The organism is Enhygromyxa salina, assembly GCF_002994615.1.
Lineage (GTDB): Bacteria > Myxococcota_A > Polyangia > Nannocystales > Nannocystaceae > Plesiocystis > Plesiocystis salina_A.
The window spans coordinates 1-23,436 of the sequence record NZ_PVNK01000139.1 but is presented as its reverse complement, the minus strand read 5'-3'; the positions used below and the strand labels follow the sequence as shown (position 1 = coordinate 23,436).

Genomic DNA, 23,436 nt, shown 5'->3' with positions numbered 1-23,436 from the left:
GCGCCTCGGGGGCGGACGCGGGCTCGGGGGCGGGCGGCTCGGTCGCGGGCTGCGGCGCGTCGGAGACCTCGGCGGCATCGGAGGCTGTTGGGCCAGCGGACGGCCCGGCCGGGGGCGCGAAGCCCAGGCACAGCGAGACGAGCAGCGTCGGGATCACAGCGCCACCCCACCAGCGACGAGGCCGAGCACGATCAGCGCGATCAACGGACCGGTAGCGATCGCGTGGCCACGCATGCCCATGAACACGCGGGTGTCACCGTCGAAGAAGTCACCCGCGAGGTACAGCCCCCCCCAGCCGCCGAAGCCGACCCCGATCTCGGCCTGGGTGCCCCAGTAGCGCCCGTCGAAGTCGAGCACCGAGCTGTTCGCGACGCCGAGGGTGAAGTCGAGGTGCAGCGCGTTGCGCTTTTGCGAGAGCCACAGCTGGTTGAGCAGGCCGATCCGGTAGGTCCGGATCGGGTCGGTCTCGGCCACGCCGACGTTGGGGTCTTGGGGGTCGCGGTTGGTCGCGGTGATCGAGCCCGAGGCCAGCGACCAGTTCGCGACCACGCCGATGCCCCACTGGTGCCAGCGCTTCTTGCTCAGGACGATCGGCCGGACCGTGAGACCGCCGCGGACGCGAAATTGCGTGTAGGGCACGTCGAGGCCGCGGTCGCTGGTGATGATGTTGAGCCCGACGCCGACGTCGGCGTCGGCGATCAGGGCGGCCCCGCACGCGCTGTCTTCGACGAAGCAAAAGGTCCCTCCGGCGACCGAGGCGAAGGGCTGGTCGCGATCGGGACGGTGGGCGTCGCCCGGGAAGCGAAGCTCGCTGACGGGCTCGGCCTCGTAGAAGGGCCCGAAGTCCTCGGGCTCGATGAAGCCGGTCGCCTGCTTCTTGGGCTTGGGCGGGGCCTCGACGACGGGCGGCGCGCCAGCCTCGTCCCGCTCGCGCCCGGCGGACTCCTCGGTGTAGGTCGGCAGCGGCGCGACCGCTCCGTAGCCCCCGGACGCGGAGTCGTCGGGGTTGTTGGGGTTGGGGCCCGGATCGGGGGCGGCCTCGAGCTCACCGAACTCGCTCGGCCCCGGCTCGGGCCCCGGCTCGGACGCAGCCTCGCCCTCACCTGCCGGGACCTCGGCCGAGCTCGGGTGACTCGGTGTCTGCGGCGGAGCCAGCAGGAGGAGACTGAGGAGGTGCGCGAGCAAAGGCGGTGGCTCTCGATCGGCCCGGACGCCGCATCGTACAGCAAATCACCTGACCACGTGACAGCGCGGCCCCCCTCGCGGTCCAGCTCAGACCAGCGCGACGGCGAGCAGCAGCCCGCCGCCTGACTCCAGCGCCTGCGCGCCGGCCTGATCGGCCCGCTCGACGGCCGCGCTGCCCGGCTCCTCGGCGCCGACCTGGGCGACGCCGACGCCGACCGTGGCCAGGCCGAGCTCGGCGAGCCGGGCGAGGACTCGCTTGGCGACGACCTCGCCGCCCGCGAGCGGTGTGTGCGGCAGGATCAGGCACCAGTGGTTTGCGTCGGCGCGGCCGAGATCGTCGACCCCGCGGACGCAGGCGATCAGCGTCTCGCCGACGGCCATGGCTCGGTCCGCGAGGGCCTCGTCGGACTCGACCTCGATCGAGATGATCGTCAGCGGGTGCTTGTAGCGGCGGGCCCGCATCAGCGCCTCGTCGAGGCGTCGAGCGAGCTCCACCATCGAGCGGATCCGAGGGCGCCGCGGCTCGCGTTCACGCTCGGCGAGCTCGGCCTTCAGATCGTCGATCTGCCGACCGAGGCGGGCTTGGCTGCGGCGCAGGCGAGCCTCCCCGCTGCGGTCGACGAGGATCAACACGCCGCCAGACTCACCGCCGGGATCGGCGACGAGGGCGGCCGAGAGCTCGCGGCCGATGCCGTCGGCGCCGACGACACGAAGCACCGGGGTCTCGGCGTCGACCATGGACGGCAGCTCGGCGAGCGCGGGGAGCTCGCGGATCAGCGCGCCGGGCTCGCGGCCGGCGATGTCCTTCGGTGCGCCAGTCAGGGCGACGAAGCCGGGCGACGCCGAGTCGATTGTGCCCTCGGCGCGCAGCTGGCAGCACCCTCCCCCGGTCGCATCGATGAGCTCTCGAGACCCCGCATTCATGACCCGAGGGTAACGCAGGACCGGACGCGGCGGGGTCGAGAAAGCCGCGCGAACCCGCGCCTTCACTCGCTGATCGAGGCCTCGCTGCCACCCTCGCGCGCGTCCTCGCGCACACCCTCGCGCCCGTCCTCGCGCCCGTCCTCGCGCCCGTCCTCGCGCCCGTCCTCGCGCCCGTCCTCGCGCCCATCGAGGTGCGGCACGAACCAGATCAGCACCATGCCCGGGACCGTGGCCAAGAAGGTGAAGCCGAAGTAGCTCGCAAACCCGAGCGCGTCGGCCAGGAACCCGCTCGACACCCCCGCGACGGTGAAGCTCACGCTCATCAGCGCGCTGACGATCGCAAAGTGTCCGGCCGTGTGGTGCGGGTCGCAGGTCCGCATCAGGTAGACCATGAACACCGCCGTCCCGAGCCCCGCGCCGAAGTGCTCGGCGGTGATGACCGCGGTCAAGACCAGCCCCGAGATCGCGCTCGGATCTGGGGCCAGGGCCAGGCCCATGTAGAGCAGGTTGAGCACGTTCTGGGCCAGCACGAAGGGCCAGATCCAGCGGCGGAGGCCGTCGCGGGCGATCAGCCGGCCGCCGATGATCGTGGCGACGAAGGAGGCGAGCACGCCGATCGTCCCGTGGGCGAGGCCGTAGAACTCGAGCTCGAGGCCGACCGCGTCGTCGAAGAAGGGCCAGCGCATCTTCTGCAGGAACGACTCCCCGGTCCGAAACAGGACCACGAAGGCCAGCATCACGCCGATCTTGGGCTGGTCGAGGAAGCTGACGAAGCTGGTCGCGTAGTCCGACAGCTGACCGCGCTCGCGGGCCGCGGTCAGGCGCCGGAGCAGGCGCGGGAGCAGGGCCAGCGCGCTCAGCAGCGCCGCGAGCAGCCCGAGCCCGATCCAGCCGCCGAGGCCGATCTTGGCGACCCAGGGCGCCGCGCGCTCGAGCCCGCGCCACGCGAAGCTCAGCTCGGTCCCGAGCGCCCACCAGTACTCGAGCATGAACAACAGCCCGGCCGCGAGCAAAAAGGGCAAGCTCCGCCAGCTCGCGAGTCGGGCCAACTCGCGCGCCGGTCGCTGGCGTCGCTCGGTCCGCGGGAGCAGCCACGCGTGAGTCGCGAACAGCAGCGCCATCGCGGCCGCGGCCAGGAGCAGCCCGAGGGTCCAGCCGAGCAGCGCACACACGGCGACCAGGGGACCGCTGACCACGAGCACCGCGATGCGGTAGGCCGCGGCTCGATAGCCGACGAAGGTCGACTGATCGCGCTCGTCGAGGACCTCGAGGTAGAAGCCATCGATCGCGATGTCGTGGGTCGCCGACAGCAGCGCGAGGACCAAAAAGCCCGCGGCGAGGGGCGCGAGGGTGAGCTCGGCGGTGGCCACGAGCAGCCCGAGGATCACGATCACCGCCGTGATCACGAGCTCGGTCACGACTAGCCAGCGGCGCTTGGTCTCGTAGTCGTCGACGAAGGGACCCCACAAAAATTTGAGGTTCCAGGGCAGGTGAAACAGCGAGGTCAGGCCGACGACCTGGAGCGACGCGCCGAGCTCCTTGAACAGGATATCGGCTAGGTTGTTGACGATCGCGTAGGGGTAGCCCTCGGCGAAGTAGGTCGTCGAGACCCACGCGTGCTCGCGCCGCAGGCCCCGACGTTTGGCGGGCTTGGCGGAGCCGCTGGGCTCCGTGGTCGGGCTCGACGCGGCGGACACAGGCCCGGCCGGGCTACCACGAAAGCTAGGCGGACGGCACTTTCTGGCGCAGGTGGGTGGCGAGCAGCGCGGCGAGCAGGACCACCGCCGCCGCGCCAGCGCCAAACGCAGGGCGATCGAAGGCCGGGGTCTCGTGCCAGGCCAGGAAGTGACGCCAGACCAAGATCGCCGAGAGCCCGGCCAGGCCCGCGAGGCCGACGCGCAGGGCCGTGTTCGCCCGGGCCCAGGCCAGCGCGAGGCCGAGCGCGGCGAAGGGGAGGATCGGGATCAGGTAGCGGTGGTCTTCGGTCCCGCCGCCCCACGGGGTCCGATGCATGGCCAGGACCAGGGCCCAGGGGACGAAACCCAGCAGCGCCCGCTGGATCGCCGCGGACCCGGGTGACACGTCGCGCCGAGCGAGGGCCGGCAGCGCGATCAAAGCGACGAGCACGATCGGCGCCTGGGCCAGGAGTCCGGCCCCGCGGCCCAGCCCCCACAGCGTCCACAGGCCCTCGAACAAGCTGCCCGAGAAGGTCGAGGCGCGCCCGCGCGCGAACTCGAAATTGCTCTGGTGATCGTAGCCGACCGAGAACACGCCACCGAAGGCCGCGTGGTGATAGGCCAAGGTCGCAACGACGACTGGCGTGGTCCCGAGGACCACCGCCAGCCACCGCCGGCGGTCGATCGCAACCAGGCTCGCGGGCACGATCGCGACCAGCAGCAGGTAGTCGCAAGCGATCGCCCAGGCGCCCGCGAGGCCGGTCAGGGCCGCGACCCACCCGAGCCCGCCCGCGCGACCTCGGGACGAGGAGTCGCGCTGCGCGAGGGTGACCACGCCCCACAAAAACCCCGCGACCGCCGTCGCGGCGCTGACGTGAGCGAACAGGGCGCTCGCGTAGGGTCCCCAGGCCGAGGCGAGGCCCAGGCACGCGAGCACCACCAGCCGCTGACCGTCGGCGGGCGCGTCGGCGGGCGCGAGCCGCCGCAACAGCGCGTCGATGAACATCAGCCCGACCAGCCCGACCAGCGCGGCGTGGCAGGAGATCGCCAGCGAGGTCCCGATCAGCCCGGCCAGCGCAGGCCCCGAAGCTCGACCGGCCCCGGTCGTCCGCTTGGCGTAGGTCGAGATATAGGGCGGGGCAGCGGGGAGCGGCTCGACGTCCTGATGCGCGCGCGCTTGCTGCTTGGCGCGCTCGAGCATCGCGGGGTCGAGGCGCGCGCCGATCCACACGCTTGCGAGGGCGGCGAAGGCCGTGCCCGGGGGACGGTCGGAGTAGGCGTGGCCGTCGCGCTCGGCGAGGTCGACCTCGAGCGCGAGCGCCCGATCCGGATCGATCGTGGTCTCGCCGCGCAAGACCAGCGCCCGGGCCAACGCGAGGTGCGACCCATCGTTGCTGCTGACCAGGCCCGAGCTGTTTGCGAGCCACACGAAGGTCAACAGCGCGAGCAGCAGGGGCAAGCCCAGCCGTCGCACGACGTCGCCGCGACGCTCGCCCCGCCCCTGGTTTCGCTCTGCGTCCCGACTCATCGATCTCGTGGTTTTTTCGGCGGCCAGCCCGGCTGCGCGCGGGTCCAGATCGCCCCGCGTGGCCCAGTATGCCTGCCCCGGTACCCGTTTTTACGCCTGTGAACCATGGCGTGAGCTGCGGGCCCCCGCGCGAACCCGAATTTGTTGGCCCCCGACAAACTTTCGCGACGTGAGCGCCCGCGCCATGAGTTCGAGATCGTCGCGGATCGACCCACCCGAGCACGTCCCAAAGCTCCCCACATGGTCACCCGACCCGATCCTGACGACCGTGCGCATCTCGGCCGCGAAGCTCGATATGGTCGGAGCGTGACCGGTGGGTCTCCTCCGCGCGCCGTCGCAGCGCAAACCAGCGAAGCCGAGGCGCGTTTCGATCGAGCCCGCGCGACGATCGGAGCCGTGCTCGCGCCGCTGGTGTTCATCGGGCTGCTGCTCGCGCCGATGCCCGGGCTGAGCGCGCCCGCGCAGCGGGTCCTGGCGATCGCAGCGCTGACCGCTGTGTTGTGGATCTCCGAGGTCATCCCCCTCGCCGTCTCGGCTCTGCTCGCGCCCGCGCTCGCGGTCTTGCTCGACGTCGCCCCCGCAAAGCAGGTCTTCGCCCCCTTCGCGCACCCGCTGATCTTTCTGTTCATCGGCGGCTTCATGCTCGCCGAGGCGCTGTCGGTCCACGGCTTCGACCGGCGCGCGGCGCTGTGGCTGCTGTGCCGGCCCGTCGTGCGCGGATCCCCTGCCCGAGCGCTGGTCGTCGTCGCGCTGACCGCGTTCGGGTTCTCGATGTGGATCAACAACACCGCGACGACCGCGATGATGATCCCGATCGCCGTCGGCCTGTGCACCAGCATCCGCGGGCTGTGTCCGACCGACCCCGAGCTCCTCGCCAGGCAGCGCCGCTACGAAGAGGGCATGCTGATCACCCTGGCGTGCGCGGCGTCAATTGGGGGCATCTGCACCCCAATCGGTACGGCGGCAAACATGATCGCGCTGGGCGAGCTCGATCGCGCCCTCGGGGTTCACCTCGACTTCCTCCAGTGGATGGCGATTTGCGTGCCGATCGCAATCGTCGCGCTCATCGTGATGCTGGCCCTGGCCTGTCGGCGATGGCCCCCAGCGCTCGAGCAGGTCGAGGGCCTGACGGACTCGGTTCGAGGAGATCTCGCGGCCCTCGGTCCGGTCAGCGATGCCGAGCGTCGCGCCCTGAGCGTGTTCCTCCTCGCTATCGCTGGCTGGCTCGCGCCCTCGCTGCTCCGCCTTGGCCTCGGCGAGGGTGCGCCCGCGACGGCGTGGGCCCGCCGCGCCCTCCCCGAGGGGGTCGTCGCCCTGCTCGCAGCCACGTTGCTGTTCGTGGTCCCTGCATCCAGGACCGCGCGAAATCGCCAATCCTGGGCGCAGGGCAGGCGCTGGACCCCGCTCATGCGCTGGGCCGATGCCAGCGCGATCGACTGGGGGACGGTGCTCCTGTTCGGCGGCGGTCTCGCGCTGGGTGGCCTGACCGTGAACAGCGGCCTCGCAGACGTGATTGGCGCGCGCATGGATGGGTGGCTCGGCCACGGCGCGGCCCCACTATTGCTGCTGTTCGCGATCGCGACCCTGGTAATTCTCATGACTGAGCTGGTCAGCAACACGGCGACGATCAACATGCTGCTGCCAGTGGTGATCCCGCTAGCTGTTCACGCGGGCATGGATCCAGTCCCTGTGGTACTCACGGCTACCTTGGCCGCCAGTCTCGCGTTCATGCTCCCGGTCTCGACCCCACCCAACGCGATCGCGTATGGCACGGGCCTGGTTCGCATCCCGACGATGATCCGCTTCGGGGCACAACTCAACCTCATGGGTCTGGTGTTGCTGACCGCCGTCGGGGCGTGGTTTCTACCGGCGGTCCGCTTTTGGTGACCCTTCAAGTTCCGCACACTGGTTCGCGATGCATAGTGTGATACGCACAGACTCGCATACCATCCTACATGCGCATTGAATGGCAATATATCTGTGGCTATATGCCCCACCCGATGATTCGCTGGTTTTGGCCATCAGAACGCGATAGCCTGCCAATAACTGCCGCCTAGGACACAACTCGGCCCGAGGGATTTTCTAGACGCGCGACACGGAGAGATCCGAATGAGTATCGACGCTACCCACAAACTCGTGCCGCGGGCGGTCCCCGTCCAACGAGAGACCCGAGTCGCAGATCAGATCGCGGAAGTACTACTTCGTCACCGCATCGATCGCGTGTTCGGGATTCCCGGTGGCACCATTTCGCCGGTCTTTGACGCGCTCTACGGGGCCGGCATCGAGATGGTGACCTGCCAGCACGAGACGATGGCCGTGTATGCAGCCGCTGGCTATGCGCGCGCCACCGGGAGCCCGGGGGTCGTCGCGGTCACGTCTGGGCCCGGCGCCCTCAATGCGCTCACCGGGCTCGCCGCCGCCGGGCGCGACGAGCTCCCGGTGATGGTGCTCTCGGGCGAGCCCGACATGCGCAACTTCGGACGCTCCCCGCTGCAAGACGGCAGCGCCTCGGGCCTCGACCTGATGACCATGGTCCGGCCGCTGACCAAGTACGCCGAGCTGGCGCTGCGCGCCGAACGAGCGCCGACCGTCGTCGACCAGGCCCTGTCGATCATCAACCAGCAGCCCTTCGGGGCCGCCTTCGTCAGCCTCCCGGTCAACCTCACCCACTCCTCGGTCCTGCCCGGGCGCATGCCCGCGCTGATCAGCCGGGGGCTCGAGCCCGACCTCGCAACCTGCCGCCAGATCGCCAACATGCTCGGCGGCGCCAACGACGGCGCGACGCGACCGGCGATCATGCTCGGAGTCGGCGCCAAGCGGGCCGACGTCGGCCAGCTCGTCCTCGAGATCGCCGAGACCCTCCGCATCCCGGTGTTCACCGACATCGAGGGCAAGGGCGTGTTCCCCGAGAGCCACCCCCTCTCGCTCGGTGTGTTTGGCGTCGGCAACCGCGGCAACGCCCACGCCTATCTGCGCGACCCCGTCGATCTCTTGCTGACGATCGGCTGCCGCTTCGACGACACCACGACCGCCGGCTACGCCGACGCCCTCCGGCCCGACTACGGCCAGATGATTCAGCTCGATCACGATCCCAACCGCATCGGTCGATCCTATGCGCCGGATCTCGCAATGTGTGCCGACCTCGGTCGGACCTTGCAGCTGATTCAGGAATTACTTCCCACCCCGACGCCGCAGCTGCTCGTCGAGCGCGACCGCTCGACCCGCAACTTTCGTCCGCGCCCGGAGCCCCCGGCTGAGTTCGAGAGCACCGCGCCCCACAACCCGCGCCTGCTCGCGCCCGCGCTCAAGGAGATCGTCGGGCCCGACGCGGCCTTCGTCTGCGACATCGGCAATCACATGCTGTTCACGGCGCAGAACCTCTCGGTCGAGCGTCCTGACGCGTTTTGGGTCTCGCTCGGCCTCGGCGGCATGGGCTCGGGCATCGGCACCTCGATCGGCATGCAGCTCGCCTACGGCCACCTGCGCCAGGTCGTGTGCATCTGCGGCGACGGCAGCATGATGATGTGTGGCAACGAGCTCGCAACCTGTGCCCGCTACGGCATCCCGCTGACGGTCATCGTGTTCAACGACCGCCACCTCGGCATGGTCAACCAGGGCTTCCGTGCCGTCTACGGCCGGGCCCCGGACTGCCAGAGCCCCGACGTCGACTTCGCCAGCTACGGCCGCTCGCTCGGCCTCAACGCCGAGCGCCTCGACAAGCTCTCGGACCTGCGCGGGATCCTCGAGCGCTACCAGGGCAAGCCGCTGCTGATCGACGTCCCGATCGACCCGGACGTCGGCACCGCCAACCCCCGCAACGACGTCCTGTCCGCCGACGACTGAGGTCGCGGAGCTCGAGCGCTGGCTTGGGTGGTGTTCGAGCCCCCTTCCAGGGGGTCACGAGCAACGAGCGACCTGACGCGCAGCGGCAGTGCGTGGCGACGCGCAGCCTGGCTGTGGGGGCCTAACAGCCCGGGCTGCTAAGCGAGCTTGTTGTGGGCCCGGAGCCAGCGGACGGTGTCGGCGAGGCCGGCCTCGAGGGTGAAGCTGGGCGACCAGTCGAGCTCGGCCCGGGCCCGGGCGTCGTCGCACCACCAGCCGCTAGCGAGGCTGCCGCGGGCCTTGTCGAAGGTCAGGGCCGGGACCTGGTTGCGGACGCGACCGATGCCCTGGTTGAGCCGACCGACGGAGCGGACGGCGAAGGCCGGGAGCGGGATCGTCAGGGCTCGACGCCCGGCGGCCTCGGCCGCGGCCTGACCGAATTTGGCGACGGTCGTGCGCTGGCCGTCGGTCAGGTAGTAGATGCCCGCGCCGCGTGGGTCGTCGACGGCGCCGGGGGCCCGCGGATCACCGCCGCCGCCAGCGTGGACGTGACCGGGGACCTCCTCGCGGGGGATCGCGCGGCCGCGCTCGCCGACGAGCGCGATGCCAGTCGCGAGGTCGCGCCCGTGGATCGCCGACATCCACGTCGGCCGGAGGCCGGGCTGGGCGACGACGCCGAGGGCCGCGGACTTGATCATCTGGAGCACGTCCTCGTCGCGGGGTCCGTAGACCAGCGGCGGCCGGACGATGACGAGGTCGACGTCGGCCGCGCGCGCGGCCGCGACCGCGACCTGCTCGCCCGACAGCTTCGAGTCGCCGTAGTCGGTGAACCCGGGCTCGTGGCGGTGGTGCTCGCGCCGAGCGGTGCGCGGGCGCGAGGGCCCGGCGGCCATCAACGACGAGACCTGCACGACCCGGCGCGGGCCCTGGCCCTGAGCGTGGGCGCGCTCGATCGCCGCGAACAGGTTGGCCACGCCCTCGACGTTGGCGCGATCGAAGCCCGCGCGATCGAGGGCCGCGGTCGCGCCCGCGACGTGATAGACGAGGTCGACGTCGGCGAGCGCCGCGGCCATCGCCGCCGGGTCGTCGAGGCTCGCGTAGCGCAGCTCGAAGGGCACGCCTCCGGCCCCGAGCTCGAGCTTGTCGAGCCGCGAGCTGCGACGGACCATCGCCCGGACCTCGTGCCCGCGCTCGCGCAGGACCTCGCACAGGTGGCTGCCGATGAACCCGCTGGCCCCGGTCACCAGCGCCTTGTGTCGCTGCTCGCTCATCCCTTGGCACCCTCGGCGGGCTCGACGAGCGCGTCTTGGTAGATCCGGTAGTGCGCGACCGGCTTGCTGCCGAAGTTGCTGATCGCACGGTTGACGAGGTCGTTGTCCTCGAGCGTCCAGCCGATCTCGCCGCCCCACCACCCGAGCGCGCGACAGCGTTCGGCCATCTCGAGGAACAAGATCGAGTCGAGCCCGCGGCGACGAAAGCCCTCGCGGATGCCCATCAAGATCAGCCGGCCCGAGTCGACGGTGTCGTTCAGCTCGAGGTCCCACAGCAGGCGCAGGATCCCAAAGGGGAACAGCTTGCCGTCGAGCTTCTTGAGCACCGGGTTGACGTTCTTGATGATCAGCGCGAACGCGACCGGCTTGCCGTCGACCTCGGCGATCAGCGGCAGCGAAGGGTGGAGCACGAGCTTGAGATCCTTGGCGATGTGGCGAAACTCCTTCTCGCCGACCGGGACGAAGCCCCAGTTCTCCTCCCACGCGTCGTTGTAGACCTCGAGCGCGCGGTCGACCTCGCGGTCCCAGTCGTCGAAGCTCATCGCGCGCACGGTCACGTTCTCACGCGTGCGTATCTTCTTGGCGATCCGCACGACCCGCGGGGGGATCGGATCGCTGAGCTCGATGCTCCACTGGATCAGATCCTTGGCCTTGGTCAGGCCCTGGCCCTGGAGCAGCTTGTCGTACCAGGGCGGGTTGTAGGGCATGTTGATGCCCGGGTCCCGCTCGAAGGCGTCGAGCAACACGCCGCACACGTAGTTGGTCGAGAAGTCCATCGGCCCGATCATCTGCTCGAGCCCGCGGCGCCGCAGCCACGCGCGCGCGCGCTCGAGCAGGGCGCCCGCGACGGCGGGATCGTCGGGCGCCTCGAACATCCCGAAGTAGCCGGTCTTGTCGCCGTGGAAGGCGCGCCAGTCACGATCCTCGATCGCCGCGATGCGCCCGACGTCGCGGCCGTGCTTGCGCGCGATCCACAACGACACGCTCGCGTGGTCGAAGAAGGGGTTTTTGCGCGGGCTCAGGTAGTCCCGGCGATCCATCAGCAGCGGCGGGACCCAGTGATCGTTGGGGTAGAGCTCACGGTGGATGTGCCAGGGCACGCGTATGAAGCGGTCGACCAACTTGCGATTGGTCAGCGGGACATCGACGATCTCGACCTCGGACATGGGCGATCGGCCCATAGCGACAAAGCTCGGCCCAGTCCACCCTCGGCCGCGACGATGTGAATGCCCTTCGCCATCGCGGGCCCCCCCCGCCTCGGCGCCTCGGGCTCCCCTACATGGACATACCTATATGATTTAACTATGTTTTTCCCTGGCCATGGCGCGCGTCACTCGACGTGAATGTCGTTTCGTCTCATGAACAGCCTGGGCGAGGGAGTGGTCGGCGCCGCGCTCGTTGGGAGCCGAGCTTCTCCGAGCTTCTCCTTTTTAAAGGATCCATGTTCACGTCGCATCACTCACGCGACAGCGGCCGGACCGGGCTCGACCTGCGATGCAACAGTCTGCAAGATGCCGCGACCAGGCGAGAGCGGTCGGCGTTGCAGGCTGCAACGCCGACGCCCACCGGCCCAGGCGCCCGCCTGACCGCGCCTAGCCACACTGACGATTTTTCCGTGACAGTCCCGCTCGTTTGACGGTACTGACCCACCTCCCCCGTCCCAGCATGAGCAGCGAAGCCCAGTACAGCCTGGCGGACTTCTACTTCACCGACACCGAGGATCCCTTGGTTCCGCCGCCGGAATTCGGCGACTGGCACAAGGCCGGGTCCTGGGCGTTCGCGCTGTTCGAGCCCGAAATGCAAGGCGCGGTCGAGCCGGTGATGAAGATCAGCCGCGGCGGCAAGTCGCGGACCGTCGTCAACCTCTCGTCCTACAACTACCTCGGCCTGGCCGCGAACCCCGAGGTCATCGAGGCCGGCAAGCGCGCGCTGGCCAAGTACGGGACCGGGGCCTGCGGCTCGCCGATGTTGTCGGGCATGACCGACCTCCACCGCGAGCTCGAGCACGAGCTGGTCCAGTTCACGGGCCACGAGGACGTGATGCTGTTCAACAGCGGCTTCGGCGGCGGCCTCGGCACGCTGACCGGCGTCCTGCGCAAGGGCGACCTCGCGATCCTCGACGACAAGTGCCACCTGTGCCTGATCGACGGGGTCAAGCTGGCCAAGGCCAAGCTCCAGTTCTTCTCGCACAACGACCCCGCCTCGCTCGACGACCTCCTGGCCAAGACCGGGGGGCGGCGCCGCCTGATCGTGATCGAGGGCGTCTACTCGATGGACGGCGACAGCGCCAAGCTCCCGCAGATCATCGAGGTCGCCGAGCGCCACGGCGTCGGGATCATGATCGACGAGGCCCACTCGATCCTCGCCCTCGGCGAGAACGGACGCGGCTGCGTCGAGCACTACGGCCTCCCGCCGACCGCCGTCGGCCTCCAGTACGCGACCTTCTCCAAGTCCTTCGCGCACGCGGGCAGCTTCGTCGCCGGCAACCGCGACCTGATCCGCTACCTCCGCCACTACGTCAACGGCTACGCGTTCTCGTGCGCGCTGCCGCCGGCCGTGGTCGGCGGGCTGCTCAAGGCCCTCGAGCTCGCGACCCGAGACAACTCGCTGCGCGAGAAGCTGTGGGCCAACGTCCGCTACTTCCGCGAAGGCGCCGACGCCCTCGGCCTCAACCTCGGCGACAGCGACTCGCAGGTGTTCCCGATCATCATCGGCTCCGATCGCCAGATGCTGTACGAGCAGTGCGCCGCGATGAGCGACGCCGGGTTGTTCCTCGCGCCCGTCGACTACCCCTCGGTCACCGAGGACACGCTGCGCTACCGCGTCGCCGTGACCGCGGCCCACGAGACCGTCGACCTCGACCGGGCCCTGCAGATCCTCGAAGACACGGTCGTCAAGGCCATGCGCGAGGCCGGGACCCTCGACGCCAGCAAGGACGCCGCGCACGCGGCCAAGGCCCGGCGAGAGGGCCACGCCAGCGGCCACGGCGATCCCGGCGCGGCCAGCGACTGGCAGACCATGGCCAAGTTCTTGATGCGCCAGGCGTCCGCGATCGCCAACTCCTCGAACAAGCGGGCCCGGATCGCGCAGCTGTCCTCGATGGCCTACGACCACTTCGTCGAGCGCGCCCGCGACCCTTCATCGGCCTACGACCGCCTCGTCCACGCCTACCAGGAGCTCAACTGGCGCGACGGCGTCAGCTCCCTCGCCAACCTCCGCGAGGGCCTGCGGCGCGACGGGTCCCGGGGAGATCGTCGATGACCGACGCGTTCACCACCGAGTTCGACGGCGAGCGCGGCTTCGAGGGCCCGCCGTCCGCGCTCGGCGCAGAGTTCGGAGATCGAAGGGCCGCCCAAACCCAGACCGACGCCGACGCCGACCCGCTGGTGTTCATGTTCCCGGGTCAGAGCTCGCGCTACCCCGGCATGCTCGATCGCCTCGTCGATCTCTACCGGCCCAACGCCGAGCTGCTCGCCTGGGCCTCGGACCTGCTCGGCCGCGACCTCGCGGCCCACTATCACGTCGACGCGGGCGAGGCCGCGTTCGCGCGCAACGTCGACGTCCAGGTTGGGGTGTTCCTCGCCAACCACATGTTCCTCGCCACGCTCGAGGCCGCGGGCATCGTCGCCGAGCTCTCGCTCGGCCTGAGCCTCGGCGAGTGGAACCACCTCGTCCACATCGGCGCGGTGTCCTTCGAAGATGCCCTGCGCGCGGTCGATCGCCGCGGGCGCTGCTACGACGAGGGCCCGCGCGGGTGGATGGCCGCGATCCAGCCGATCTCCGACGAAGACCTTGCGACGGTGGTCGACAGCGCGGCCAAGGTCGGGCTGCTCGAGATCGTCAACCTCAACTCGCCGCGCCAGCACGTCGTCGCCGGCGAGCGCGCCGCGGTCGAGGCCGCGGTCGAGCAGGCCGAGGACGAGTTCTACGCCCAGCCGCGGATCATCGAGCGCAACGTGCCGATGCACTCGTCGCTGTTTCGCGAGGTCGGCGAGCGCTTCCGTGCGCACCTCGAGACCGTCGAATTCCGCGTCCCGCGGCGGCCCTACCTGCCCAATCGCCTCGGGCAGCTGCTGCCGCGCCCGAGCCACGCCGAGCTCGTCGAGCTGCTCTCGACCCACGTCCACGAGCCGGTCCTGTGGCGCGCGTCCCTCGACCACCTCGTCGAGCGTCACCCAGACGCGATCTTCATCGAGGTCGGCCCGATGTCGGTGCTCCACAACCTCATGCACCGCAAGTGGCTGCGCAACCGCAAGTTCCGGACCGACAGCCGCGACGAGCTCGCCGACCACTTCGCGAGCATCGTTCGCGAGCTCGTCGACGAGCGGAGGGAGCCCGAAGCTTGCACACCAAGCTGATCAAATCCGGTCGCCGCCGCTCGCTGTTTCAGGCCGCGCAGACGACCCAGTCCGTCGAGCTCGGCCGCGCGCAGCTCGAGCGCATGCTGCCCCACCGTGATCCGCTGCTGCTGCTCGACGCGATCACCCGGGTGGATCTGAGCCAGGGCCTCGTCGAGGGCCGGCGGCGGATCGCCGAGGACGACCCGGTGTTCGCCGGCCACTTCCCCGGCGACCCGGTCTACCCCGGCGTGCTGCTGCTCGAGATGGTCGGCCAGCTCGGCATCTGCCTCCAGCATCTGCTCGAGCGCTGCTCGCCCGGCGCGCCGATCGAGATCCCGACCGACGACCGGCCCCGCGCCCTGCGCCTGCTCAAGGTCGAGCACGCGCTGTTCCAGGGCGCCGTCCGGCCCGGCGACGAGCTCACGCTGGTCGCCAAGTCGATCGAGAACAGCGACTATGTATCCGTGTGTGCGGGCCAGGCGCTGCTCGGCGAGCAGGTCCAGGCCCTCGCCATCTACGAGGTCTTCATGCTCGACGACGAGGCGAGCTGAGCCGACTTTCAACATCGCAGGAGCCGAGCCTTGAGTCTTCAACCAAAGCGCATCGTCGTCACCGGAATGGGCATCAACACCCCGATCGGCGACAACCTCGACGACTTTTATACCAACCTGATCGCGGGCAAGTCGGCGATCACCAAGTGGAAGTGGCTCGAGAACGACGCCGTCTACTCCAAAGTTGGCGGTGACCTCAGCGAGTACAACGCCAAGGCCAAGGTCGCCTCGCTCAAAGACGCGCTCGCGCCCGCGACCCACAAGCGCCTGCGTCAGCTGGTCAAGAAGGCGCCCTTCTCGACCAAGATCTCGGCCCTGGTCTCGGCCGAGGCCTGGATCGACGCCGGGCTCTCGGGCCAGGAAGACAAGCTCGACCCGACCCGCCGGGCGACGCTGGTCGGCGGCCACAACCTCAACGAGCGCTACTTCACGAACAACTACGAGACCTTCCTCGACGAGCCGGACTACATCGACTCGATGGCCGCGCTCTTGATGCTCGACACCGACCACGCCGGGACGGTCAGCGAGGTCCTCGGCAACCAGGGCGCCGCCTACACCCTCGGGGGCGCGTGCGCGAGCGCCAACGTGGCCCTGCGCAACTGCCTCGACGAGATCCGCCACCACGACCACGACATCGCGCTGTGCGTCGGCCCGGTCCTCGACTTCTCGCAGATGGGCCCCCACGCCATGGCGATGATGGGCGCGATCACCTTCGCGAGCTTCAACGACACGCCCGAGAAGGCCAGCCGGCCCTACGACAAGCTGCGCGAGGGCTTCGTGCCCTCCCACGGGGCCGCGTGCCTGGTCCTCGAAGAGCTCGGCCACGCGCTCGAGCGCGGGGCCCGGATCTACGCCGAGGTCCTCGGCTGCACCTCGACCTCCGACGGCTGCCACCTGCCCTCGCCCTCGACCGAGGGCCAGGCCCGGACCGTCGCGCGGCTCCTGCGTCGCTGCGAGGTCGAGCCCGAGCAGGTCGACTTCGTCTGCGCCCACGCGACCTCGACCCCGCTCGGGGATCTGTCCGAGGTCAACGCGCTCAAGACCGTGTTCGGCGACCACGCCTACAAGCTCAAGATCAACGCGCCCAAGTCGATGCTCGGCCACACCTGCTGGTCGGCGCCCGCGGTCGAGATCGTCGCCGGGCTGCTCCAGATGAAGCACGGCAAGCTCCACCCCTCGATCAACGTCGACGACATCGACCCCGCGATCGACCTCGACGTGTGCGCCAACGAGGCCGTCGATCACGAGATCCAGATCATGCTCAAGAACTCGTTCGGGTTCGGCGGCCTCAACTGCTGCTCGCTGTTTCGGCGCTTTGACAAGTCCTCGCTCTGAGAGCCACGCCATGCACTACTTCGTCACCGGAGGTTCACGGGGCATCGGGGCCGGCATCGTCGAGTACGCCGCCGCTCACGGTCACCACGTCGCGTTCACCTACGTCGCCAACGCGGCGGCCGCCGAGGCGTCCAAGCTGGCCGCCGAGGCCGCGGCCAAGGAGGCCGGCCACGACGTCCAGATCCGCCACTACCAGCTCGACGTCAAAGACCCCGCCGCGGTCGAGGCCGTCTCGGACCAGGTCCTCGAAGACTTCGAGACCATGGAGGTCATCGTCAACTGCGCCGGGGTCAACCGCGACAACCTCGTGGTCTCGATGGCCGACGAGGAGTGGCGCGAGGTCCTCGCGACCAACCTCGACGGGCCCTTCTACGTCTGTCGGCAATTCATCCAGACCCTGATGGCCAACCGCTTCGGGCGGATCGTCAACATCTCGTCGATCCAGCACGAGGGCGGGACCGGCCAGGCCAACTACGCCGCCGCCAAGGCCGGCCTCCACGGCCTGACCAAGACCCTGGCCAAGGAGTACGGCCGCCGCGGGATCACGGCCAACGTGATCGTCCCGGGCTTCTTCGACACCGACATGACCCGCGAGACCATGCCGCAGGTCAACAAGGACTACTGGAAGCAGTACTGCCCGATGCCCAAGGGCCGCATGGGCAAGGTCTCCGAGCTCGCCGCCGTCGTCGAGTTTCTCGCCAGCGAGGGCGGCGCGTTCATCAACGGCGAGGTCATCAACGTCACCGGCGGCCTCGGCTGGACGGTCTAACGATGCCCCCCGCAGCCGCTTTCGCACTTTGCCACGCGCGACCGCAAGCGGCCGGTCGCTCGTTCCCACTTCCTGCAGCTGACTCGGTGGGCAGGTCTGCGCCGCGCAGTGGATTGCGTGGCCCCGCGGAGCAGGGCTCGGGGTGGTTTCGGTCGCTTGGAGTGATGCCATGAGCATGAACACCGTCGGAATTGAGAAGATCTTTGCGTATCCGGGCGCGCTGACCCTCGACATGGTCGCGCTGGCCGAGGCCCGGGGGGTCTCGCCCTCGCACCCGCTCGAGGATCTGTGGGTCGAGTCGCGCAGCCTCAACCCGGTCTGGGAAGATCCGGTCTCGATGGCCGTCAACGCCGCCCGCGGGCTGCTCGAGGGCGAGGACCCCGAGCAGGTCGAGCTCGTCGTGGTCGGGACCGAGTCGAGCGTCGACTACGGCAAGCCGATCTCGAGCTGGGTTCAGCGCCTGGCCGGGATCGGACCCAACTGCCGCAACTTCGAGACCAAGCACGCGTGCTACGGCGGGACCGGCGGGCTGATGGCCGCGGCCCACTGGATCGCGTCGGGCTTCAACCGCGGCAAGAAGGCCCTGGTCGTGTGCTCGGATCAGAGCCGCATGCACCTCGGCAAGCCCTGGGAATTCGTGCTCGGTGGCGCCGCCACGGCGATGTTGCTGTCCGACAAGCCCGAGCTGCTCGAGTTCGAGCTCGACAAGAACGGCTACTGGACCCACGAGATCAGCGACACCTACCGGCCGACCTCGCGCGATGAAGTCGGCCACGCCGACACCAGCTTGTTCGGCTACCTCGAGGCCGTCGAGGGCGCCTGCGAGCACTTCATGGAGGTCTCGGGCGAGCAAGACTACGACGGCAATTTCGCCCGCCACGTCTACCACGTGCCCTTCGGCGCGATGACCTATCGGGCCCACCGCGCGGTCATGCGCCGCTGGGCCCCGGGCCGGTCCAACAAGGAGCTCCGCGCCCACTTCGAGCGCAAGAGCAAGGCCGGCCTCAAGTACAACCGCCGGCTCGGCGGGACCTACACCTCGGCGACCTTCCTCGCGCTGATGGGGACGATCTCCGCGGGCGAGGACCTGCGCGGCGGTGACCGGATCAGCGTGTTCTCCTACGGCTCGGGCTCGTGCTCGGAGTTCTACCCGGTCCGCGTCGGCGATCGCGCCCGCGAGATCGTCGCGGCCGCGGACCTCGACGGCCAGCTCGACGCGCGCGTGCGCGTGAGCGTGCCCGAGTACGAGGCGATCGAGCAGGCCCGCGCCACCTACGTCGACAACCCGACCTACGAGACCGACAAGCGCGGCCCCGACGGCGCCTGGGCCAAGCACTGGGACGCCCGCTACGAGGGCCGCGGCCTGTGCGTGCTCGACGGCGTCGACAACTGGGAGCGCCGCTACCGGCTGAGCTGATGCGACTGCGTTGCGAGCCAGGGGACAGCCCCGTGTGGCGGGTTCGGCTCGAGCCCGGCGACAAGCCCGAGGTCGCGCTCGACGGCGCCGGTCTCGACCAGCTCAACGCGCTGCTCGAGGCCGCGCAAGAGTCCCCGCGCTGCCGGGTGATCGTGATCGAGAGCGCCCCCGGGGTGTTCTGCCGCGGGATGGACCTCGAATTCCTCGTCGCCCACGCCGGCGAAGATCAGTCCGCCAAGCTCGCGGCCTACGCCCGCTGCATGGAGCGCCTGCGCGGCTCGGCCAAGGCCGTCATCTGCCTGATCGACGGCGAGGCCATGGGCGGCGGCGTCGGCCTGGCCGCGGCCGCCGACCTCGTGGTCGCAACCACGCGCTCGAGCTTCGCGCTGCCCGAGTGCGTGCTCGGCCTGATCCCGGCCATGGTCCTGCCCCTGCTGTGCGAGCGCATGCCGGTCCAAAAGGCCCGGTGGATGGCGCTGTCGAGCCGCAGGGTCGAGGCCGACGAGGCCTTGGCCATGGGCCTGGTCGACGAGCTCGTCGAGGGTCCGACCGAGCTCGAGCAGACCCTGCGCCGGATCCTCAAGCGGCTGCTGCGGGCCAGCCCCCAAGCGCTCGCTCGGGTCAAGCGCTACACCAGCGAGATCGCCACCCTCAGCCGCGTCGACGCCCTCGAGCTCGGCGCCCGCCAGACCGCGACCGACTTGCTCGAGCCCGAGACCATCGCCGCGGTCCAGGGCTTCATCGCGGGCGAGTCGCCGCCGTGGTTCGAGCGCTACCGCCCAGACCAAGGAGGCACGGGATCATGACCGACGACCCCCGCGTGCGCTTGACGATCGAAGACGGCGTCGCCGAGCTGTGGATGTGCGACGAGGCCGGCAACAATTCCTTCTCTCGGGTCTTCGTCGACGAGCTGCTCGCGCGGCTCGCCGAGCTGTCCCGCGACGGCGAGGCCAAGGTCTGCGTGGTCCGGGGCCTGCCCGAGCTGTTCTCGGCCGGCGGGGATCAGGGCGTGCTCCTCGACCTCGCCGAGGGCCGGATCGCGCCCTACGACCTCGAGCTGACCCGCAACCTGATCGAGCTCCCGATCCCGACGATCGCCGCGATCGAGGGCCACGCCGTCGGCGGCGGGCTGATCTTCGGGCTCGCCTGCGACATGGTCGTGCTCGCCCGCGAGAGCCGCTACGGGACCAACTTCATGGACCTCGGGTTCACGCCCGGCATGGGCACGACCGGGCTGCTGCAGTTCGCGGTCGGCCACTACCTCGCGTCCGAGATGATGTACGGCTGCCAGTACTTCAAGGGCAGCCACTTCGAACAGCGCGGCAACATCAACTACGTGGTCGAGCGCGCCAAGGTCCTGGCCCGCGCGCGCAAGCTGGCCGCGCGCTTCACCGACAAGCCCCGCTTTGCGATCGAGCTGCTCAAGCGTCAGCTCGCGCTCCCGCGCCGCCTCGCCTTCGAGCAGGCCCGAACCGTCGAGTCGATGATGCACCAGGTCTGCTTCGGCTCGCCCGAGACCAGCGCGCGCATCCGCGAGAACTACAACCCGGGTCGCGGCGGCTCGAACACAGACTGAACCCAGATCGCTCCCATGCTCCACGACTTCAAAGACAAGGTCGTCCTGATCACTGGCGGAACCAAGGGCATCGGCCGGGCCTGCGCGCTCGCCTTCGCCCGGCTCGGGGCCAAGTGCTGGCTCACCCACCGCTGGGGCTCGGCCGACGAGGACGAGCTGCGCGCGGCCTTCGCCGAGCTCGGCGCGCCCGCCCCCGAGATCGTCGAGGCCGACGCCTCGAAGAAGGGCGACACCAAGGCCCTGATGGCCAAGATGCGCGAGGCCGGGGTCGAGCGCGTCGACGTGTTCATCTCCAACGTCGCCGTCGTCGTCCGCGGCGAGGGCTTCGACGCCCACAAAAAGCGCGCGCTGATCAAGAGCCTCGAGTACAGCGCGTGGCCCTTCGTCGACTACATCCACAAGCTCCACGCCGCGTTCGGGGCCTACCCCGAGTACGCCGTGGCCATGAGCTCCGACGGGCCCGACCAGCACTACCCCCACTACGACTACGTCGCGGTCGCCAAGTCGGTGCTCGAGACCTTCGTCCGCTACATGTCCACGCACCTGCGCGAGCACGACGTCAAGGTCAACGCCCTGCGCACGCGCCAGGTCCCGACCGAGAGCTACGCGCAGATCTTCGGCGAGCAAAACACCGCCCTCGCCGAGCGCTTCGCCGAGTTCTCGGTCACGCCCGAAGAGGTCGCCGCGACCACGCTCGCGCTGTGCAGCGGGCTGTTCGACAGCTTCTCGGGCCAGGTCCTGCAGCTCGATCGCGGGGCCTCGTTCGTCGACAACGTCATGACCATGGGCAAGCGCCTGCTCGCGGGCCCAGACCCCGACGCCGCGCCCGCGCCCACGCCCGCCAGCCCGGCCCCGAGCCCCGCGCCCAGGCCTGCGGCCAGCGAGGCGGGCCACGACGTCAGCGCGAGCCTCCGCGCCCAGCTCGACGGCAAGGCCGTGCTGATCACCGGCGGGACCAAGGGCATCGGCCTCGCCTGCGGCCTCGCCTACGGGCGCTACGGCGCGCGGACCTACCTGACCCACCGCTGGGGCTCGGCCGACGAGGACGCGATCCGGGCCAGCTTCGCCGAGGCCGGGGCGCCCGAGCCCGTCATCCTCGAGGCCGACGTCAGCCAGGACGAGGACACCGAGGCGTTGATGCAGCGGATCAAGGACGACGTCGGCGCGCTCGAGGTCCTGATCTCCAACGTCAGCTTCGCCCACGTCAGCCAGACCCACGACGACCTCAGCTTCAAGGGACTCAAGCGCTCGCTCGAGTACAGCTCGTGGCCCTTCATCTCGTACATGCAGCAGGCCAAGGCGATCTTCGGCCGGCTGCCTCGCTACGCGATCGGCATGTCCTCGCGCGGCCCCGAGTATTTCCTCCCGGGCTACGACTTCGTCGCGGCGTCCAAATCGGTGATGGAGACTTTTTGTCGTTACCTCACGAGTGATCTGCTCGACGAGGACATCCGCATCAACGTGCTCCGCGCGAACCCCGTGGAGACCGAGTCACTCGAAGCCACGTTCGGCCCGGAATTCGCCCCCTTCTGCAAGAAATGGTACGCGGAGGGCTTCTTCATCCAGCCCGCGGAGGTCGCGGATGCCGCTGTCGCCCTCTCGAGCGGTCTGATGGACGGAGTCCGAGGGCAGGTGCTCTTGCTGGACAGGGGCTTCGGTTTTTCGGACAACGTGGTCCGTCTCTTCACCGAGCGAGAACGCCACGGTCTGTGAGACACTCCCGGGCTCCAACGATGCCCGGACCGGCCCAGGGACCAAGCCAGGGCCCGGATCAATGACTTTCTGGAACCCCGCGCCTCTGGCGCGCCTGAACGAGAACGAGAACGAGGAGAACCAATGACCCGCGAACATGTGCTCGAGGTCGTCACGCGCCACCTGGTGGACACCATCGAAGAGCTCGAGGGAGTCGAGATCGATCCCGCGAAGTCGATGAAGGATCTCGGGGCCAACAGCCTCGACATTGTCGAGGTCGTCTCGTGCAGCATGCGCGAACTCAAGGTCAAGGTGCCCCGCGCCGAGCTGAACAAGCTGGAGAACATCAACCAGCTCGTCGAGCTCCTGTACAAGAGCGTGCAAGAGAAGGAGAGCGTCTCGTCCTGAGTCGCTGGCTCTCGTCATGACCGCCGAAGACGAGCCTCGCGCTCGTCTTTCTGTTGGTTTTGGCTGTCGGTTTTGGCTGTCGGTTTTGGCTGGCGCTTTTGGCTGGCGCTCTGACTGGCTATCGTTTGGGCCATCGGGATGCGGACAGTCATCGTCGTCGGTAACTACGTCAACGTAGTCGACGGGGTCGCGCTGACCTTCGGACGCCTGGTCCGCGCGCGGCTCGAAGCGGGTGATCAAGTCAGGGTCCTCGCGCCCGGCGCCGCGCGCCCGGCGATCGAGCCCGCGGGGACCTTCGTGCCCGTGCCGTCGATCCCGGTCCCGGTTCAGCCCGAGTACCGCCTCGCGCTGGGCATCCCCCCCGCGACCCGGCGGATGCTCGAGCGCTTCGAGCCCGAGCTCGTCCACGTCGGCAGCCCGGACCTCGCGGGCTACGCCGCCCTCGACTTCGCCGCGGCCCACGGGATCCCCGCGGTCGCCTCGTACCACAGCGAGATCGCCCGCTACCTCCGCTTCGCGCCCGTGCCCGGGATCGCCCGCGTCGGCCCGCTGCTCGAGCGCGGGCTCTGGGCGTGGATCCGGCGCTTCTACAACCGCTGCCGCCACGTCTACGCGCCGAGCGAGTCGATGGTCGAGGTCCTGCGCGCGCGCGGGATCGAGGCCGAGCTGCGGGTGTGGGGTCGAGGCGTCGACGCCGAGCGCTTCAACCCGAGCCAGCGCGACCCGAGATGGCGTCGGGAGCTCGGCGTCGCCGATGATCTCCCGCTGATCCTGTTCGTCGCCCGCCTCCGCTGGGAGAAGGGCCTCGACACCCTCGCCGCGGTCCTCGACACCCTCGCCCAAACCGGCCCGCCCCACGCGAGCGCGATCGTCGGTCACGGCCCCGCGCGCGCGGCCCTCGAGCGCCGCTGCCCCGCCACCCACTTCCTCGGTCAGCTCCCC

General features: G+C 69.7%; 19 protein-coding genes. 13 read left to right on the top strand and 6 right to left on the bottom strand.

Going from position 1 to position 23,436, the window contains the following annotated elements:
* Positions 1–153: 153 nt before the first annotated feature.
* The 4 genes from ENSA5_RS14520 to ENSA5_RS14505 form a co-directional block, all read right to left on the bottom strand.
* Entirely contained in the window at positions 154–1,185 is a 1,032-nt protein-coding gene (locus ENSA5_RS14520; RefSeq protein ID WP_106392256.1) for a hypothetical protein, read from the bottom strand.
* Positions 1,186–1,272: 87 nt separating this feature from the next.
* Positions 1,273–2,109: a nucleotidyl cyclase domain-containing protein gene (locus ENSA5_RS14515; RefSeq protein ID WP_106392255.1), complete on the bottom strand. Its 837-nt coding sequence runs from the start codon at positions 2,107–2,109 to the stop codon at positions 1,273–1,275.
* Between the two features lie 62 nt (positions 2,110–2,171).
* On the bottom strand, positions 2,172–3,806 hold the full coding sequence (locus ENSA5_RS14510; RefSeq protein ID WP_106392254.1) for an MFS transporter: 1,635 nt from the start codon (positions 3,804–3,806) through the stop codon (positions 2,172–2,174).
* Positions 3,807–3,831: 25 nt separating this feature from the next.
* Positions 3,832–5,313: a hypothetical protein gene (locus ENSA5_RS14505; RefSeq protein WP_106392253.1), complete on the bottom strand. Its 1,482-nt coding sequence runs from the start codon at positions 5,311–5,313 to the stop codon at positions 3,832–3,834.
* 396 nt (positions 5,314–5,709) lie between these two features.
* On the opposite strand from ENSA5_RS14505, the gene ENSA5_RS14500 reads away from it, so the two are divergent.
* Together ENSA5_RS14500 and ENSA5_RS14495 are read left to right on the top strand one after the other, a co-directional pair.
* Positions 5,710–7,200 carry an SLC13 family permease gene (locus ENSA5_RS14500; RefSeq protein WP_181197752.1) on the top strand — a complete coding sequence of 497 codons (1,491 nt, stop codon included), beginning with the start codon at positions 5,710–5,712 and terminating at the stop codon, positions 7,198–7,200.
* Positions 7,201–7,422: 222 nt separating this feature from the next.
* Positions 7,423–9,156 carry a thiamine pyrophosphate-binding protein gene (locus ENSA5_RS14495; protein ID WP_106392251.1) on the top strand — a complete coding sequence of 578 codons (1,734 nt, stop codon included), beginning with the start codon at positions 7,423–7,425 and terminating at the stop codon, positions 9,154–9,156.
* A 137-nt stretch (positions 9,157–9,293) separates the two neighbouring features.
* Here the strand turns inward: ENSA5_RS14495 and ENSA5_RS14490 are convergent, their stop codons facing one another.
* Both ENSA5_RS14490 and ENSA5_RS14485 read right to left on the bottom strand, forming a co-directional pair.
* Positions 9,294–10,406: an NAD-dependent epimerase/dehydratase family protein gene (locus ENSA5_RS14490; protein ID WP_106392250.1), complete on the bottom strand. Its 1,113-nt coding sequence runs from the start codon at positions 10,404–10,406 to the stop codon at positions 9,294–9,296.
* A complete protein-coding gene (locus ENSA5_RS14485) occupies positions 10,403–11,587 on the bottom strand; it encodes a GNAT family N-acetyltransferase (protein ID WP_181197751.1) in 1,185 nt (394 codons plus the stop codon). The genes ENSA5_RS14490 and ENSA5_RS14485 overlap by 4 nt, the downstream gene beginning before the upstream one ends.
* A gap of 484 nt (positions 11,588–12,071) precedes the next feature.
* Between ENSA5_RS14485 and ENSA5_RS14480 the strand changes: the two genes are divergently transcribed.
* The 11 genes from ENSA5_RS14480 to ENSA5_RS14430 form a co-directional block, all read left to right on the top strand.
* Positions 12,072–13,667 carry an aminotransferase class I/II-fold pyridoxal phosphate-dependent enzyme gene (locus ENSA5_RS14480; RefSeq protein ID WP_106392248.1) on the top strand — a complete coding sequence of 532 codons (1,596 nt, stop codon included), beginning with the start codon at positions 12,072–12,074 and terminating at the stop codon, positions 13,665–13,667.
* On the top strand, positions 13,664–14,764 hold the full coding sequence (locus ENSA5_RS14475; protein ID WP_106392247.1) for an ACP S-malonyltransferase: 1,101 nt from the start codon (positions 13,664–13,666) through the stop codon (positions 14,762–14,764). The genes ENSA5_RS14480 and ENSA5_RS14475 overlap by 4 nt, the downstream gene beginning before the upstream one ends.
* A complete protein-coding gene (locus ENSA5_RS14470) occupies positions 14,749–15,297 on the top strand; it encodes a 3-hydroxyacyl-ACP dehydratase FabZ family protein (RefSeq protein ID WP_106392246.1) in 549 nt (182 codons plus the stop codon). Before ENSA5_RS14475 ends, ENSA5_RS14470 begins: the two co-directional genes overlap by 16 nt.
* 30 nt (positions 15,298–15,327) lie before the next feature.
* Positions 15,328–16,632: a beta-ketoacyl-[acyl-carrier-protein] synthase family protein gene (locus ENSA5_RS14465; RefSeq protein ID WP_258182849.1), complete on the top strand. Its 1,305-nt coding sequence runs from the start codon at positions 15,328–15,330 to the stop codon at positions 16,630–16,632.
* A 10-nt stretch (positions 16,633–16,642) separates the two neighbouring features.
* Complete coding sequence (locus ENSA5_RS14460; RefSeq protein ID WP_106392244.1) at positions 16,643–17,401, top strand: SDR family oxidoreductase; 759 nt, start codon at positions 16,643–16,645, stop codon at positions 17,399–17,401.
* A 169-nt stretch (positions 17,402–17,570) separates the two neighbouring features.
* Positions 17,571–18,818: a hydroxymethylglutaryl-CoA synthase family protein gene (locus ENSA5_RS14455; RefSeq protein WP_106392243.1), complete on the top strand. Its 1,248-nt coding sequence runs from the start codon at positions 17,571–17,573 to the stop codon at positions 18,816–18,818.
* The gene (locus ENSA5_RS14450) at positions 18,818–19,624 is read left to right on the top strand and encodes an enoyl-CoA hydratase/isomerase family protein (protein WP_106392242.1); all 807 of its coding nucleotides are present in this window, start codon (positions 18,818–18,820) and stop codon (positions 19,622–19,624) included. The genes ENSA5_RS14455 and ENSA5_RS14450 overlap by 1 nt, the downstream gene beginning before the upstream one ends.
* Positions 19,621–20,394, top strand: coding sequence for a polyketide synthase (locus tag ENSA5_RS14445; RefSeq protein WP_106392241.1), 774 nt, complete (start codon positions 19,621–19,623; stop codon positions 20,392–20,394). Before ENSA5_RS14450 ends, ENSA5_RS14445 begins: the two co-directional genes overlap by 4 nt.
* Before the next feature lie 15 nt (positions 20,395–20,409).
* Complete coding sequence (locus ENSA5_RS14440) at positions 20,410–22,107, top strand: SDR family NAD(P)-dependent oxidoreductase (RefSeq protein ID WP_106392240.1); 1,698 nt, start codon at positions 20,410–20,412, stop codon at positions 22,105–22,107.
* A 123-nt stretch (positions 22,108–22,230) separates the two neighbouring features.
* Positions 22,231–22,494, top strand: coding sequence for a phosphopantetheine-binding protein (locus ENSA5_RS14435; protein WP_106392239.1), 264 nt, complete (start codon positions 22,231–22,233; stop codon positions 22,492–22,494).
* Positions 22,495–22,632: 138 nt separating this feature from the next.
* The coding region (locus tag ENSA5_RS14430; RefSeq protein WP_146155700.1) for a glycosyltransferase at positions 22,633–23,436 on the top strand (804 nt) is incomplete at its 3' end.

Coding starts and splice junctions, on each gene's coding strand:
- ENSA5_RS14515 (WP_106392255.1), bottom strand. CDS start 2,109: ATGAATGCGGGGTCTCGAGAGCTCATCGATGCGACCGGGGGAGGGTGC.
- ENSA5_RS14505 (WP_106392253.1), bottom strand. CDS start 5,313: ATGAGTCGGGACGCAGAGCGAAACCAGGGGCGGGGCGAGCGTCGCGGC.
- ENSA5_RS14495 (WP_106392251.1), top strand. CDS start 7,423: ATGAGTATCGACGCTACCCACAAACTCGTGCCGCGGGCGGTCCCCGTC.
- ENSA5_RS14490 (WP_106392250.1), bottom strand. CDS start 10,406: ATGAGCGAGCAGCGACACAAGGCGCTGGTGACCGGGGCCAGCGGGTTC.
- ENSA5_RS14485 (WP_181197751.1), bottom strand. CDS start 11,587: ATGGGCCGATCGCCCATGTCCGAGGTCGAGATCGTCGATGTCCCGCTG.
- ENSA5_RS14480 (WP_106392248.1), top strand. CDS start 12,072: ATGAGCAGCGAAGCCCAGTACAGCCTGGCGGACTTCTACTTCACCGAC.
- ENSA5_RS14475 (WP_106392247.1), top strand. CDS start 13,664: ATGACCGACGCGTTCACCACCGAGTTCGACGGCGAGCGCGGCTTCGAG.
- ENSA5_RS14460 (WP_106392244.1), top strand. CDS start 16,643: ATGCACTACTTCGTCACCGGAGGTTCACGGGGCATCGGGGCCGGCATC.
- ENSA5_RS14455 (WP_106392243.1), top strand. CDS start 17,571: ATGAGCATGAACACCGTCGGAATTGAGAAGATCTTTGCGTATCCGGGC.
- ENSA5_RS14450 (WP_106392242.1), top strand. CDS start 18,818: ATGCGACTGCGTTGCGAGCCAGGGGACAGCCCCGTGTGGCGGGTTCGG.
- ENSA5_RS14445 (WP_106392241.1), top strand. CDS start 19,621: ATGACCGACGACCCCCGCGTGCGCTTGACGATCGAAGACGGCGTCGCC.
- ENSA5_RS14440 (WP_106392240.1), top strand. CDS start 20,410: ATGCTCCACGACTTCAAAGACAAGGTCGTCCTGATCACTGGCGGAACC.
- ENSA5_RS14435 (WP_106392239.1), top strand. CDS start 22,231: ATGACCCGCGAACATGTGCTCGAGGTCGTCACGCGCCACCTGGTGGAC.